13 protein-coding genes are annotated in these 14782 nt (G+C 44.2%); 2 read left to right on the forward strand and 11 right to left on the reverse strand.

Annotated elements, in window-relative coordinates; all coding sequences use genetic code 11:
* Positions 1 to 54 precede the first annotated feature (54 nt).
* Complete coding sequence (locus D8886_RS03165) at positions 55 to 681, forward strand: TVP38/TMEM64 family protein (protein WP_125434209.1); 627 nt, start codon at positions 55 to 57, stop codon at positions 679 to 681.
* A 120-nt stretch (positions 682 to 801) separates the two neighbouring features.
* Here the strand turns inward: D8886_RS03165 and D8886_RS03175 are convergent, their stop codons facing one another.
* The 10 genes from D8886_RS03175 to D8886_RS03220 all read right to left on the reverse strand — a co-directional run bounded on the left by D8886_RS03175 (position 802) and on the right by D8886_RS03220 (position 13539).
* Positions 802 to 1848, reverse strand: coding sequence for a 2,3-butanediol dehydrogenase (locus D8886_RS03175; RefSeq protein WP_125340496.1), 1047 nt, complete (start codon positions 1846 to 1848; stop codon positions 802 to 804).
* A gap of 121 nt (positions 1849 to 1969) precedes the next feature.
* Positions 1970 to 2326, reverse strand: a complete 357-nt coding sequence (locus D8886_RS03180) for a hypothetical protein (RefSeq protein WP_125330667.1) — start codon at positions 2324 to 2326, stop codon at positions 1970 to 1972.
* 93 nt (positions 2327 to 2419) lie between these two features.
* The gene (gene gatB / locus D8886_RS03185; protein ID WP_125340494.1) at positions 2420 to 3853 is read right to left on the reverse strand and encodes an Asp-tRNA(Asn)/Glu-tRNA(Gln) amidotransferase subunit GatB; all 1434 of its coding nucleotides are present in this window, start codon (positions 3851 to 3853) and stop codon (positions 2420 to 2422) included.
* On the reverse strand, positions 3853 to 5319 hold the full coding sequence (gene gatA / locus D8886_RS03190; RefSeq protein WP_125434210.1) for an Asp-tRNA(Asn)/Glu-tRNA(Gln) amidotransferase subunit GatA: 1467 nt from the start codon (positions 5317 to 5319) through the stop codon (positions 3853 to 3855). The genes gatB and gatA overlap by 1 nt, the downstream gene beginning before the upstream one ends.
* A complete protein-coding gene (gatC, locus tag D8886_RS03195; protein WP_002896305.1) occupies positions 5319 to 5621 on the reverse strand; it encodes an Asp-tRNA(Asn)/Glu-tRNA(Gln) amidotransferase subunit GatC in 303 nt (100 codons plus the stop codon). Before gatC ends, gatA begins: the two co-directional genes overlap by 1 nt.
* A 203-nt stretch (positions 5622 to 5824) precedes the next feature.
* Complete coding sequence (gene aspS, locus D8886_RS03200; RefSeq protein WP_125331191.1) at positions 5825 to 7561, reverse strand: aspartate--tRNA ligase; 1737 nt, start codon at positions 7559 to 7561, stop codon at positions 5825 to 5827.
* A 311-nt stretch (positions 7562 to 7872) separates the two neighbouring features.
* The gene (locus tag D8886_RS03205; protein ID WP_002910427.1) at positions 7873 to 8430 is read right to left on the reverse strand and encodes a cysteine hydrolase family protein; all 558 of its coding nucleotides are present in this window, start codon (positions 8428 to 8430) and stop codon (positions 7873 to 7875) included.
* Complete coding sequence (gene codY / locus D8886_RS03210; RefSeq protein WP_002896308.1) at positions 8430 to 9218, reverse strand: GTP-sensing pleiotropic transcriptional regulator CodY; 789 nt, start codon at positions 9216 to 9218, stop codon at positions 8430 to 8432. Before codY ends, D8886_RS03205 begins: the two co-directional genes overlap by 1 nt.
* Before the next feature lie 201 nt (positions 9219 to 9419).
* Complete coding sequence (locus D8886_RS03215; protein WP_075202658.1) at positions 9420 to 12005, reverse strand: SEC10/PgrA surface exclusion domain-containing protein; 2586 nt, start codon at positions 12003 to 12005, stop codon at positions 9420 to 9422.
* A 319-nt stretch (positions 12006 to 12324) separates the two neighbouring features.
* Positions 12325 to 13539: a pyridoxal phosphate-dependent aminotransferase gene (locus D8886_RS03220; protein WP_009659361.1), complete on the reverse strand. Its 1215-nt coding sequence runs from the start codon at positions 13537 to 13539 to the stop codon at positions 12325 to 12327.
* Positions 13540 to 13881: 342 nt separating this feature from the next.
* On the opposite strand from D8886_RS03220, the gene D8886_RS03230 reads away from it, so the two are divergent.
* Positions 13882 to 14334 (forward strand): universal stress protein, encoded by a 453-nt coding sequence (locus D8886_RS03230; RefSeq protein WP_002896311.1) that lies wholly within the window; start codon positions 13882 to 13884, stop codon positions 14332 to 14334.
* Positions 14335 to 14538: 204 nt separating this feature from the next.
* Here the strand turns inward: D8886_RS03230 and D8886_RS03235 are convergent.
* Positions 14539 to 14782: hypothetical protein (locus tag D8886_RS03235; RefSeq protein WP_260469489.1), on the reverse strand; the 244-nt coding region annotated here is incomplete at its 5' end.

A 14782-nucleotide genomic window follows, 5' to 3' on the forward strand; every position in this document is an offset into this window, starting at 1 on the left:
AAGGAAAAAAGATGATATTATAGTGGTGATAGTATAAATGTTCTGGAGGTTTGTATGGCAGAAAAAAACAGGCAGATGCAGGCTGTTTCCCCTCTTTTGCAAAAGATTATCAACTGGTCGTCCGCCATTGGCGCTCTAGGAACGGTGACCTTTTGTCTCTGGGCCTATTTCGCTGGCGTCCTCCAATCCAAGGAAACTCTCTCAGCCTTTATCCAGCAGGCTGGCATCTGGGGACCTCCTCTCTTTATCTTCCTGCAGATTCTACAGACGGTCGTGCCCATTATACCTGGCGCCCTAACCTCTGTCGCTGGTGTTTTCATCTATGGCCATATCGTCGGCACCATTTATAACTATATCGGCATTGTCATTGGCTGCGCCTTGATATTTTATCTAGCGCGCACCTATGGTCCAGCCTTTGTCCAATCCGTCGTCAGCAAGCGCACCTATGATAAATACATCGGCTGGCTGGATAAGGGTAATCGCTTTGAGCGCTTCTTTATCTTTATGATGATTTGGCCCATCAGTCCAGCCGACTTTCTCTGCATGTTGGCTGCTCTGACCAAGATGACTTTCAAAAAGTACATGCTGATTATCCTTCTCTGCAAGCCCATCACTCTCGTCATCTATACCTACGGACTGACCTATATCATCGATTTTTTCTGGAAAATGTTCTCCAAATAAAAAGAAGTTGAATTGAACCGCACCCCAAACCTCTTTCTATATTTTTGCTTATTATAGCACAAACCACAAAGAAAAATCAGCCCGATTTGACTGATTTTCATCTCATTATTAAGCAAGGATTTATTCTGGCGATACCAAAATCTTGATCTGAGCTTTGTCCTGAGTCAGCTCGATAAATCCTTCTTGCACAATATCCTCCAACTTAATCTTCTTGGTCACAAGCTTGTCAGCAGAGAAATAACCCTGCTCCATCAGTTCCAGCACCTTAGGGAAAATATGCCGATAGGCGATAATACCCTTGAGCGTTTTTTCTTGAATGGCAAATTCATTAGGGTTGATGCTGGCTTCTCGCTCCCAGATAGAAACCACCATACATTCTCCGGCCTTGTGAACAGCAGCCAAAGCCTGTCCCAGCACAACCGGCACTCCAGTTACTTCATAAGACACATCTGCCCCGCCGCCAGTTAAACGATGAATAGCAGCTACCACATCTTCGTCCTCTTCTGGACGCACAATGATTGCCCCAAGCTCCTCAGCCTTGGCTTGGCGTTCTGGAGATAATTCAACTCCGTAAATCTTAGAGGCACCGGCTGCCCGCAAAGCCTCAATAATCAAGAGCCCAATTGGTCCCAAACCGAAGACAACCGCTGTATCGCCCGTCTTAAGAGCCGACTGACGAACTGCATAAACAGCCACAGCAGCAGGTTCTGTCAAGGCTGCCTGCTCATAGCTAAGACTGTCTGGAACTTTGTGAACAATGTCTCCGTCCAAAACACAGTATTTGGCAAAACCACCGTCCGCCGCCAAACCGACAAAGTTTAGATTAGGGTCCAGATTGTAATCACCGACAAGATTATGCTTAGCCAAAATGGGCTCAACTGTCACCCGGTCGCCAACTTTGACCCGTGTCACGGCACTGCCGACCTCAACAATTTCTCCAGCAAACTCATGTCCCAATGTCACAGGCGCTTTCTGCCCAGAGTAGATATGCTCTGTTTCTGTCGGAATAAAAATCGGTCCGTCCAAGTATTCATGCAAGTCAGTTCCACAGATTCCTGTGAACTTGACAGCAATTTTAACCTGATGTGGTTTGACTTCCGGTACATCCACTTCTTCAATACGAACATCTTTAGCGCCATACCAACGCGCAGCATTCATTTTTGCCATAAACATACCTCGCTTTATAATTTGTTAGTTTTATTGTAAACCCTTTCAGAAATCTTGTCAAAAGATTAGCTACATTTTCAAAAAATAACATACAAAAAACCAGCATCTGCTGGTATCAAGTTTATTCTGCAATTCTAGCAGAGTAGAAAGGAAGAAGGAACATTAAAACAATAGAAAGAATCAAGAGAATCGCACGAAGCAATCCACCAAATAGAAAAGCAACTACTAAAGTTCCCAAGCAAATAGAAAAATTAGTAAAATTTGTTTCAATCAGCAAGGTTTGCCCTGATTTAACTGTCACTGGCTTAGTTTTCATAGGAGCAGATCCAGCACGGACTTCTGCTTCATTAGCTGCGATTGGAAAAACAGCCTCTTCTCCGTTTTTGATTGCGCCAACTTTCTGACCATTGATAAAGATTGGAAACTTCCCAATAATCCCTACAAAACCTGTCTCGCGTTTGATTTTAATTTCTGACATAAAAGACTCCTTTGTTTTTTCTATTATTTTAACACAACTGATGGCTAAAGAAAAGATAAAAAACCAGCCTCTTGACTGGTTTTCTACTTATTTCTACAATTTCTCCAACTCTTCATTGAGCAGTTTTTGTGCTACTTGTGGGTTGGCTTGACCCTTGGTGGCCTTCATGAGCTGACCGATCAGGGATTTAGCAGCATTCTTATTGCCGCCTTTATAGTCATTGATGGCTTTTTCATTGTTGGCAAATACTTCTTGGATGATTGGAAGAAGCTGGGCAGGATCTGAGATTTGAATCAGGCCTGCTTTCTGCACATACTCTTTAGCAGAGCCGCCATTTTTGGCTAGATGAACAAAGACCTTCTTAGCAATCTTAGAGGAAATCGTTCCGTCTGCAATCAGAGCAATCATCTCAGTCAGATTCTCAGGTGTCAGCTCAATCTCAGAGATAGTCTTGCCTTCGGCATTGAGGTATTGAGCCACTTCTCCTTGGAGCCAGTTAGAGACAGCCTTAGCGTCACCACCTGCGGCAACAGCTGCTTCAAAGAAGTCTGACACAGCCTTCGTCGCTGTCAGCTGCTTGGCATCATAGTCAGACAGACCGTAGTCACCCACATATTTGGCACGTCGTTCTTTTGGAAAGGCTGGCAAGCTGCTACGTACTTGCTCAATCCAAGCATCCTCAATCTCAAAGATCGGTAGATCAGGCTCTGGGAAGTAACGGTAGTCCGCTGAACCTTCCTTGACCCGCATGAGTAGGGTTTCGCCAGTTGCTTCGTCATAACGACGGGTTTCCTGACGGATTTGACCGCCGCTGCGTAGGATTTCTGCTTGGCGTTTTTCCTCAAATGCCAGACCCTTGCGGACAAAGTTGAAGGAGTTAAGGTTTTTCAGCTCAGTCTTGGTGCCAAATTCTTCCTGGCCATAAGGACGGATGGAAATATTGGCGTCCACCCGCATGGAGCCCTCTTCCATCTTGACATCAGAAATGCCCGTGTACTGGATGATTTCCTTGAGAGCAGTCAGATAGGCATAAGCTTCTTCTGGACTGCGCATATCCGCTTCAGATACAATCTCAATCAATGGTACCCCTTGGCGGTTTAGGTCCACATAAGAATAGCCGTCACTACCGTGGGTATTCTTTCCGGCATCTTCTTCCAAGTGGGCCCGCTCGATACGGATTTTCTTGGTCGTGCCATCTTCTAGCTCAATCTCAATCCAGCCATTGTAGCCAATCGGCTCATCAAACTGAGAAATTTGATAAGCTTTGGGATTGTCCGGATAGAAGTAATTCTTGCGGTCAAAGTGCATCTTCTGGTGAATATCCATGTTCAAAGCCAGAGCAGCCTTGATACCATAGTTGATAACACCCTTGTTCATAACAGGCAAAACACCTGGGAATGACCAGTCAATGATATTGGTGTTGGCATTGGGATCTTCACCGAAGTGAGCTGGAGCCGGTGAGAAAATCTTTGAATTGGTCTTCAATTCAACATGGACTTCCAGTCCGATAACTGTTTCAAAGTTCATTATTTTTCACCTCCAAAGATAACTGGCTGCTGTTTGTGGTAGTCAGTCGTCGCTTCAAATGCTGCGGCTGCCTGATAGATAGTCGCTTCATCAAAGTGATTACCAATCAGCTGCAAGCCGACAGGAAGACCATCTACAAAGCCAGCCGGGATTGAAATGCCCGGCAGACCAGCTAGATTGACTGGAATGGTCAAAAGGTCTGCCAGATACATGGCCACTGGATCTTGGTTTTGACTGCCCAAGTCATAAGCTACAGTTGGTGCAGTTGGGCCTAAAATCAAATCATATTTTTCAAATACCTTGGCAAAATCCTGCATAATCAAGGTCCGAACCTGACCAGCTTTTTTGAAGTAGGCATCGTAGTAACCAGATGACAAACTGAAAGTTCCCAGCATGATGCGGCGTTTCACCTCTTCACCAAAGCCTTCACTGCGAGATTTGACATAGACATCTTCTAGATTTTCAATACCTTCTGCGCGGTAGCCATAGCGAATACCGTCAAAACGTTGCAGGTTAGAGCTGGCTTCAGAAGAAGCAATAATATAGTAAACTGCCACGCCGTACTTGCTGTGAGGCAGGCTAACTTCTTCAACGATAGCTCCTAGACTTTCCAAGTGCTTCGCCGCTGCCAGAATCGTTTCCTTGACCTTGCTGTCAATTCCCTCACCCATGTATTCCTTAGGCAGGGCAATCTTCATACCCTTGATGTCTTGGCCAATCTTGCTGGTAAAGTCTGACACTGCTTCTTGTGATGATGTAGAGTCCTTAGGATCATTACCAGAAATAACATTCAAAAGTTGAGCATTTTCCTTCACTGTCTGAGAGAAAGGCCCAATCTGATCTAAAGAAGAACCAAAAGCAATGAGACCAAAACGAGAAACCCGACCGTAGGTTGGCTTGAGGCCGACTACACCGTTAAAGGAAGCCGGTTGACGAATAGAACCCCCCGTATCTGAACCCAGTGACAGACGAACCTGACCAGAGGCAACAGCTGTCGCTGAACCACCAGATGATCCACCAGGAACCTTGCTGCTGTCCCAAGCATTCTTAGTCGTCTTAAAGTAAGAGTTTTCGCTGGATCCCCCCATGGCAAACTCGTCCATGTTGGTCTTACCAACGATAATCATGTCCTTACCGTAAAGCTTCTCTACACTAGTCGCATCGAAAATCGGCTTGTAATTGTAGAGTATCTTAGAAGCAGCCGTCGTCAACATTCCCTTGGTTGAGATATTGTCCTTAACTGCCAGTGGAATGCCGCTCATAAGATTGTCTGCATCAATACCCTTGGCATCTAGAGCCGCAGCCTGAGCCAAAGCCTCCTCTTCGCTGACAGTAATGAAGCTGTCCACAGCTGCTTCACGTTCTTTGATATCTGCCAAAGTTGCCTGAGTTAACTCTACCGCAGAAATTTCTTTCTTGACCAGCAAATCATGCAACTCTTCAATAGTCTTGTGATTAAAAGTCATTAGGCATCTCCTCCGTCATCTAGGATGGCAGGCACTTTGATGTAGCCCCGCTCTTTTTCAGGTACATTTTGGAAAAGCTCTTCCCGGTTCCAGCCTGGCTGAGCCACATCTTCTCGCATATAGTTGATATTGGCAGCTACATTAGAAGTGAAAGGCACACCCTCCGTGTCCACTTCATTGAGCAATTCGACCATGTCAACAATCTTGGTTAAGGTCGTCGCAAACTCAGCAGTTTCTTCTGGTGAAAAAGCCAGTTTTGACAACTTTGCTACGTGACTTACTTCTTCTTGAGTAATCTTCATCTCTGATTCCTTTCATAAGATATGTGAGCTTTAGCGACTGAAAATAAGAATTTCTAGATGACATCTATATTTCCAAGCTTCAGCTCACCTTTACTTTGACAAGCTAGGAACGCTGATTTATTTGCCATCCACTAGCTCTTTTCTTCAGCTTCTTCCTGCCATTCTTCAGGAATTCGCATCATTTCATTTTACCATATTTCAGGCTAATTCTTCAATTCCAAATGCAGTTCTTTGAGCTGTCTTTGGTCTACCAAACTCGGACTTTCCAGCATAGGGTCAAAGCCAGTACCATTTTTCGGAAAGGCGATGACTTGCCGGATATTTTCTTCCCCAGCCAAAATCATAACCAAGCGATCCAAGCCTAGAGCCAAGCCGCCGTGTGGTGGGAAGCCGTATTCTAAGGCTTCCAGGAAGAAACCAAAGTCCCGCTCATAGTCTTCCCGGCTCATGCCCAATAGCTCAAACATCGCTTCCTGAGCCTTCCTGTCATGAATCCGTAGACTCCCACCGCCGATTTCATAGCCATTCAAGACGATGTCGTAAGCGTGACTGCGGAATTGATCTGGCTCCTGACCTTCTTCAAAAATGCCCTGTGTGAAAGGATGGTGCATGGCTTGATAGCGGTTTTGGTCTTCATTCCACTCCAGCAGCGGCCAATCCACAACCCAGAGAAAATGAAGCAGACTCGGATCAATCAAATCTAAAGCTTTCGCGACTTCTATACGCAGATGTCCTAAAGCTTCCTGAGCCCGACGCTTCTTGGCCATGACTAGCAGTATGAGGTCTCCATCCTTGGCCTCAAAACGTGCTAGTAAATCCCGACTCTCAGCCTCAAAGGTGCTAGCCAAATCACCAACTAACTGACTATTTTCAACCTTGAGGCTGGCAAAACGACTGCAGCCAAATTCCTTCATTTCCTGATAGTAATGACTCAGTTGTTTCTTACTAAAAGCGCTAGCCGCATCCGGCACACAAATTCCCATCACTTCCTCTTGGCTATCCAAGGCTTTCTTGATGAGAAGAGAGTCATTGGACTGGCATAAATCCGTCAAATTCTTTAGCTCCAGACCAAAGCGCGTATCCGGCTTATCAGAGCCGAAGCGGCTCATAGCCTCTTCATAACTGATAGTCGGAAAAGCTTCTGTCAACTCTAAACCGTGAGTTTTCTTGACGACAGCCTTGAGCATAGCTTCAACCAGAGCTCGGATTTCTTCCTCGCTGGCAAAACTCAGCTCCAAGTCCACCTGGGTAAACTCTGGCTGGCGATCCCCCCGCAGGTCTTCGTCACGGAAACAACGAACAATCTGATAATAGCGCTCGAGGCCAGCGCCCATCAGTAACTGCTTGAGCATCTGAGGGCTCTGAGGCAGCGCGTAGAATTGGTTTTTAAAGACCCGACTAGGCACCAAGAAATCCCTAGCTCCTTCAGGAGTTGACTTGGTCAGATAAGGCGTCTCCACTTCCAAAAAGTCCAAACGGTTCAAATATTCCCGAATGGTTGAGGTGACCTGGTGACGCAGTTTGAGGTTATGTGTCATCTTCTCACGCCGCAAGTCCAGGTAGCGGTATTTCTGACGCAGGTCTTCCCCTGTATGGGCATGCTGGTCCAGCTCAAAAGGCAGGGCCTTACTGCTAGCAATAACCTCAATCTTCTCTGCCCTCAGCTCAATCTGGCCAGACTTGATGGCCTTGTTGACAAAGCGCTCTTCCCGCTGAACCACTTGCCCCGTCACTGCAATGACATCCTCTTTGCCAATGTCTTCCAGCTTAGCAAAATCTTCAATCTCACCGCCAACGAAGACCTGAAGCAAGCCCTCGCGATCCCGCAATTCAATAAAGGCCAGCTTACCGTGATTGCGGATATTGGCCACCCAGCCAGTTGCGGTCATGGTCTGTCCGACCTGTTCTAAACCATAGTTTCCGATAAAAATTTCTTTCATGTTCTTTCCCTTTCAAAACAATTAGTAGCTCCGCCCTATTGTTCAGGATATTAGCTATATTTCCCCATCGTCTTCACTGGACCTACTGCAAAATAAAAAGCTTCCGTCTCTAAAACAGACGAAAGCCGTGGTACCACTGTTATTCGCCGCCCTAAAAGGCAGCCTCTGAACTCGTAACGTGAGCGACGTTTGTGCTTAATCACACAAAAGATTACGAAACATGTTCTTCGGTTTTTGCTTTCTTGGTACTGCTCTCAGCTATCAGCACTCTCTGTGCAAGTCAGCAAGCCTACTCTGCTTCTCTTTTACTCTTAAATTGTATCTATTATAGTCGAACCCAGAACATTTTGCAAGTGGTTTAAGGCAAATTTGTGATTTTCCTCTGACAGAGAAGCTACAGCTGGCTCTACCACCTGAATCTGATAACCAAGATTATAGGCATCAATCGCTGTATGCAAGACGCAAATATCCGTCAAGACCCCTGTCAAAATAACCGTATCTACCTTTCTTTCCCGCAGGCGGATATCTAAATCCGTACCAGAAAAAGCAGAATAATGTCGCTTATCCATCCAAAAGACCCGCGAATCTGCTTGATACTTGTCATAAAAATCAGCCAAAGGACCATAAAGATTGCGACCGCTAGTTCCTTTGATATTGTGAGGCGGAAACAGCTTGCTTTCTGGGTGAAAGGCATCATTCTCATCATGGGCATCAATAGCAAAGAAGATATAATCGCCTCTGTCAAAAGCTGCCTCAGTCACTTGAGCAATGGCTTCAGAAATTGCCTGAGCGGGCGCTCCTGCTGTCAACTTGCCCTCATCTGCGACAAAATCAACTGTATAATCAATGGAAATCAGTGCTTTAGCCATTAGTAGTCCCTCTTTTTAATTTCATCAAAGACATCCGGAATCAGGACTTTTAGATAAGTTCCCTTCATTCCCAGCGAGCGGCTTTCAATAATCCCTGCACTCTCCAGCTTACGCAAGGCATTAACAATCACTGAGCGGGTAATCCCGATACGGTCAGCAATGACAGATGCTGTCAGCTGGCCTTCATTGCCATTGAGCTCTCCCAAAATTGCTGAAACAGCTCTCAGTTCTGAGTAAGACAGAGTATTGACCGCCATGGTCACAGCTGTCCGGCGGCGGATATTTTTCTCATCCTCTTCCCGCTGGAAGTTAAGCAGCTGGATACCAACCACTGTGCTGGCAATCTCAACCAAAATCAGATCATCGTCCGCAAATTCCTTGTCATTGCGCCAGATAATCAATGAGCCCAAACGAATCCCTGAAACATGGATGGGAGCAATAGTAGTCAGGCCATCTGGAAAATCGTCCTTGGTCTCTACCGGAAAAATCGTCAAATCATGCGTAACCGGCAGATTAGCCTCCGTTTCATAAACCAGGTTGGCTTCTTGGACATACTCCTCTGGGAAATTCTTATCTTGGAAAAAAGCTTCTACGCGGTCATTATTGGTCTTATAGCGCATGAAATAGCCTAGAAGACGTCCCTTGCTATTGATAATGCAGGCATTGCAGTGGATAATATCAGCCAACTGGCGCGTAATAGCATTATAGGGCAAATCTTCCTGCATCTGCTCTTCCGAGCGTTTCAGAATAGACGTAATTTTTCGTGTTTTTTCTAGTAAATCGGCCATATTTTTACCTCATATTTATTAGCTTCATTGTAACATAAAAGCAGTGAAATTTCAATAATTATCTGAAAATTTTTTATTGAAAAACAATTACATACAATTCCATAAAATAAAGAATTTTTCAAGTATATGACTTGATATATCAAGCCATATTAAACAAAAAACAGTCAAGAATTTGACTGTTTTTGATTGCTTTTGTTCTTTCTAATCAAGAGAACGTTTCTTGTAGAATAATTTCATAGCCATGAGCAGAAGCATTTGGCCTGCAAAAATGAGCCAAGAAGAGTTTTCCCCTGTCTTAGGCAAGGCATGACCTGAAGCAGCTGCCTGCTTATGATTTCCAGGGCTAGCACTTCCAGCATTTCCAGTAGTTCCAAGAGCTGTATGCTGAGGATCTCCTGCTTGTCCAGTAAGCGGAGAGCGAGCGAAACGCTCCTCTGTGTGAGCCAAAACAGATTGGTAATAACGAATATCTTCTTCCTTATTTTGCTCAGCATATGTTTGAGCTAGCAAGTCGTATGTCGCCTTAGCTTGTGCTTGAACTGCAGTTAAAACTGCTACTTTTGCTTCTTGATCTGTTTGGGCTGTAAGAGCTGCTTGGTAAGCAGCCTGAGCTGCGGCTAGTTTAGTTTTAGCTTGTTCCAAGTTTTCTTCTGCATTTTCAAGATTTGACAATGACTCTTTAGCCATTTGCAAAGCTGCTTCAGCATCTGTAACAGCTTTTTCAAGAGTAGTCTTTCTTTCTTTTGCTGCATTCAAAGCTGCGTCTAGCTGAGCCAACTTATCTGATTCAGTTTTTAGAGCTTCTTGAGCTGCGGCAACTGTCGCTTGAACAGCAGTCAGAGCTTCTTGGGCCTGAGTTAATTTTTCTGCTTTAGTCTTGTCATCCAAGTTTGAGTTTTGCAGGGCTACTTGTGCTACTGCTAAAGCCGCTTGATCAGCTGCCAACTTCTCTTGAGCTGCAGCAAGAGCTGCTTGAGCCTGAGCAGTTGCTGACTCACCTGCTTGAGCTTGGGCCTGAGCCAGTTGCTGGTTGGCTTGTTCTAGAGCTGCAGCCTTCCGATTGTAAGTGGTTTGAGCAACTCCTTTAGATGCCAGAGCCAGTTGATTAGCCTTGAAGGCAGCGTCATAGGCAGTTTGAGCCTGAGCTACTTCCTGCGGATCTACTTTTGCTGTTGCAGCTTTGCCTGTAATCGGGCTGTCATTGAAGTTCTTTTTGCTGGCATATTTGACCTGATCTTCTGACACCATAGTGAAATGAGCCATAGTGATGTCGCTTTCCATTGAGAAATCAACACCCAGATAGTTTTTCTGACGACCAGTATTGAGACCAGAGATAGATGTAGCATGCAGCCATTCATAGCCATTAAACATGAATTCAACAACGGAATCATAGATTCGTCTCTTCATTTCAGCCACACTCATTTGGCCAGCTTTTTCTCTCCAAATATAAGCGTTTTCATAATACTGGAGACCTTTGCTCTCTTGCTCAGCACTTGTGGTCATTAAACCATATTCACGCGCTACGCGGTTAATTGCTTTAGCATCGTGATGGTATTTCTCCATCAAATCCCAGTTCCAGTTGTCTTTGCGGTATTCTGTCGCCACCTTATCAGCGAAATCAATTGAAGACGGTGTCACAACTACTTCGCCTGTTCCCATCTGAGCACGCAACTGGTTGATGAGTTCTGAAGCAAACTGTGAAAGTTCCTGACGAACATTCTGTGGAATATTGTTGGTATCAATCAAAGCTTTGCTATCTGTAGGATCTGCTACATAACGATTGAGAGCCTTAGCACTGGCATTAAGTGCAGCCAGTCTATTTTGAATCTCATTAGTTTTTTGCTTTGATAAATTCGGTGCGATTAGCTCTCTCAAGGCTGCAATGTATTCCGGCGTCATAGACACACGGTTTTTATTGCTAGAAGCTTCAGTAGTAATTTTTCCAGCTTGAGCCTTTTGCAAAGCCTGTTGAGCTTGGTTCAAGTCTGACTGTGTCTTCTCAGTCGCAGCAGTTTTTTCCTGCAAGTTCTTTTGAGAAGCATCACGAGCCGTCTTAGCTTGAGTCTGGTTGGTCTGAGCTTTTGCAACCTCAGCCTGCTTCTGACTGTCAGTCTGACGAGCTGTAGCTACTTTTGCTTGAGCTGTTTCAACAGCAGACTGGTCAGCTGCCACCTTGTCTTGGGCTGCTTTCACATTTTTTTCTGCTTTAGCTGTAGCGTCCCCACTTAGGTTGGCCTGAGCTTCCTTCACGTCATTTTGAGCTTTAGCAAGACGTCCTTCTTGAGTTTTCGCTTGCTCTTGAGCTTCTTTAGTCTTGGCTGCCTGGGCATCGCGCTCAGCTTCAGCCGTCTTAGTTGCTTGGTCAGCTTTAGCCAATTCTGACTTGTTGCTGTCCACTTGAGCTTTTTGATTGCTCTCTTCTTGCTTAGCTGTTTCAATAGCTTCCGGACCAGCTTTATCAGCTGCCTCCTGTGCCCGGTTAGCTTCAGCTTGTGCTTGCTCGACCTGACTTTGAGCGGCAGCAGTATTTGCTTGAGCTTGAGCCAAATCAGCTTTCCCTTGTGCAACATTGCTGTCGGCTTCTTGTACAAGAGCCTGAGCAGCATCTACCTGTTCTTTCGAAACAGATTCATCCTTTTGTGTGTTTTCTGCCTGTGGTTGGCTTTGACTAACGGGCGCATCAGAATAAGACTGATTATCAACTAATTGATCAGCCTGAACTCCTTCTGCGAGCACCAAAGACAATGCCGCTGCACTGACAGAAAAAGCACTAAGTGTCTTTTTCATTGTCAATATAATCTCCTCCACTTTTTCATCATTGTTAAAAACATTGACAAACACATTCTATCATGTTTGTCTTCTGGAAGGAAGACGCTAACACATTTTTTTAAGCATTTTTGGACAGATACATAAAAAATGTTGGACAAATTCCTAAAAAATGTCGGTAAAGCCGCCTATAATTTTTACTAATCGATCTCAAATTCGTTTTCCAGAGCATCTTGATTTTTATTTTTTCAATTCAAAGACAGGCATAAGACTAAAAAATATGTAAGATTGATAAGAAAAAGGCCGGAATATTTTCCAGCCTTTTTGTAACATCCGCTTATTAACGGCGATATTGGCGCAAGAAGCGCGTCATTTTTTCTTGGATTTGAGCTAGCTCATCTACTCGAGGCAGATAAACGATGCGGAAATGATCTGGATCCTTCCAGTTAAAGCCTCGTCCATGGACGAGAAGGACTTTTTCCTGCTTGAGGAAATTAAGGACAAACTGCTCATCATCGTCGATGTGATACATGTTCCGGTCAATTTTCGGGAAAATATAGAGACCAGCTTTAGGTTTTACAGCTGACAGTCCCGGGATGTCCTGAATAGCCTGATAGATGAAATTACGCTGCTCATAGATACGACCACCTGGCAAAAGCAGTTCATCCACAGATTGGTGACCGCCAAGTGAGGTTTGGACGACTTGCTGAGCCAAGACATTGGAGCACAGGCGCATGTTGGAGAGCATGTTTAACCCTTCGATATACCCCTTAACATGGTGCTTAGGTCCAGATAATACCATCCAGCCAACACGGAAGCCTGCGATTCGGTGCGACTTAGAAAGACCATTCATACTGACACAGAAGATATCAGGAGCCAGACTAGCCACAGACGTATGGACATTGCCGTCCATCACCATGCGGTCATAAATTTCATCCGCAAAGATAATGAGATTATTTTGGCGAGCAATTTCCACAATCTCCAGCAGCAGTTCCTTAGGATAAAGCGCTCCCGTTGGATTGTTAGGGTTAATGATAATGATAGCCTTGGTATTAGATGTGATTTTTGACTTAATATCGTCAATATCTGGATACCATTCTGCCTGCTCATCACAGACATAGTGAACAGCATTCCCACCAGCCAGACTGACTGCAGCTGTCCAGAGTGGGTAGTCTGGCATTGGTACCAGCACCTCATCTCCGTCATCCAGAAGTCCCTGCATGGACATGACAATCAGCTCACTGACACCATTTCCCAGATAAATGTCATCAATATCTACATTAGGAAAATTCTTAAGCTGGCAATACTGCATGATAGCCTTACGGGCTGAAAAAATTCCCTTGGAGTCAGAGTAACCTTCACTGTCACGAGCATTCATAATCAAATCATGAATAACCTCATCCGGAGCGGTAAAACCAAATTCAGCCGGATTCCCTGTATTGAGGCGGAGAATCTTTTCGCCATTGGCCCGCATGCGCATAGCTTCATCCAAAACCGGACCGCGAATATCATAAGCAACATGTTCCAGCTTGCTGGACTTGTCAAATTCTTTCATTCTTATTTTTCCTCTATTCATCAGAATGTTATCATTATACCACCAGAAAAAGCGATTGACAACAAAAAATAAACTCGCTTTTCAGGTAATTAAAAAGAGAATCATAGGATACAAAGCGCCATTCTTCTTCTAATTCCTCAAAGTAAAGGACTTTTTCTCAGCTTGCAATTTCCTGACAGCATTTCATTTTATCTTTACTTTTTTTCTGAAAAGGGTTACAATAGAAACAAGAAAATAGTTGCAAATCCCTTGGACGTTATGGACTGATTGATTTTTGGTCATCNCAATCATTCTGTGAATGATTCGACGTCCTTTGCCGACCATTTTAAAGGAGGTAGCTCTATGACTCAGAAATATGAAAACATTATGGTTGCTGTGGATGGTTCTCATGAATCCGAACTAGCCTTTGAAAAGGGCGTTAACGTGGCTCTCCGAAACGGCTCTCGTCTCACCATCGCCCATGTCATTGATACCCGAGCTTTGCAAAGTGTCTCAACCTTTGATGCAGATGTCTATGAGGACTTGCAGGAAGATGCCAAAAAGCTGACAGCAGAGCTGAAAGAAAAGGCTCAAAAATCCGGTATCAAGTATGTTGACATTGTCATTGAGATGGGCAATCCTAAGACTCTCTTGGCTACAGATATCCCAGAAGAGCACAAGGTAGATCTGATTATGGTTGGTGCTACCGGTCTCAATGCCTTTGAACGGCTGCTAGTCGGTTCTTCCTCCGAATATATCCTGCGCCACGCCAAGGTTGACTTGCTGGTGGTCAGAGACCCAGAAAAGACTTTATAAAAACTAGAGCAGTTCAATGACTGCTCTAGTTTTTCGTTTATGCGAGGTATTTTTATCTATCTTAATCTGTATTCCATTTCTGAAGACTTCGTTTACATTTTGCAAATATTTTTTAGAATTAGACTGTAAATTATTAAATTGATTTCCATGTTTGAAAAAATAATTTATATACTCACCACCCATTTTCGTGATAAAATTTATCAACTATCCCCAGTCGTAATCAGAAATAGCTGAACTATTTTTTGTTTCTCTTAAGTCAATCCCTAATTTTCTTAATGCGGCTAAGGACATATGCTCCAAACAAATTGGACCTAAAACTGAATCTTCCATCGAAAGTCTGACTGAAATTTCTTTTAGTTTATTTATAACATCAACATCACAGATATCACTATCAACGACTTCTCTTATTATGTGATAAGACACAATTGGATTTAAATCTATATTATTT

Source organism: Streptococcus sanguinis (assembly GCF_003943655.1).
Classification (GTDB): Bacteria; Bacillota; Bacilli; order Lactobacillales; family Streptococcaceae; genus Streptococcus; species Streptococcus sanguinis_F.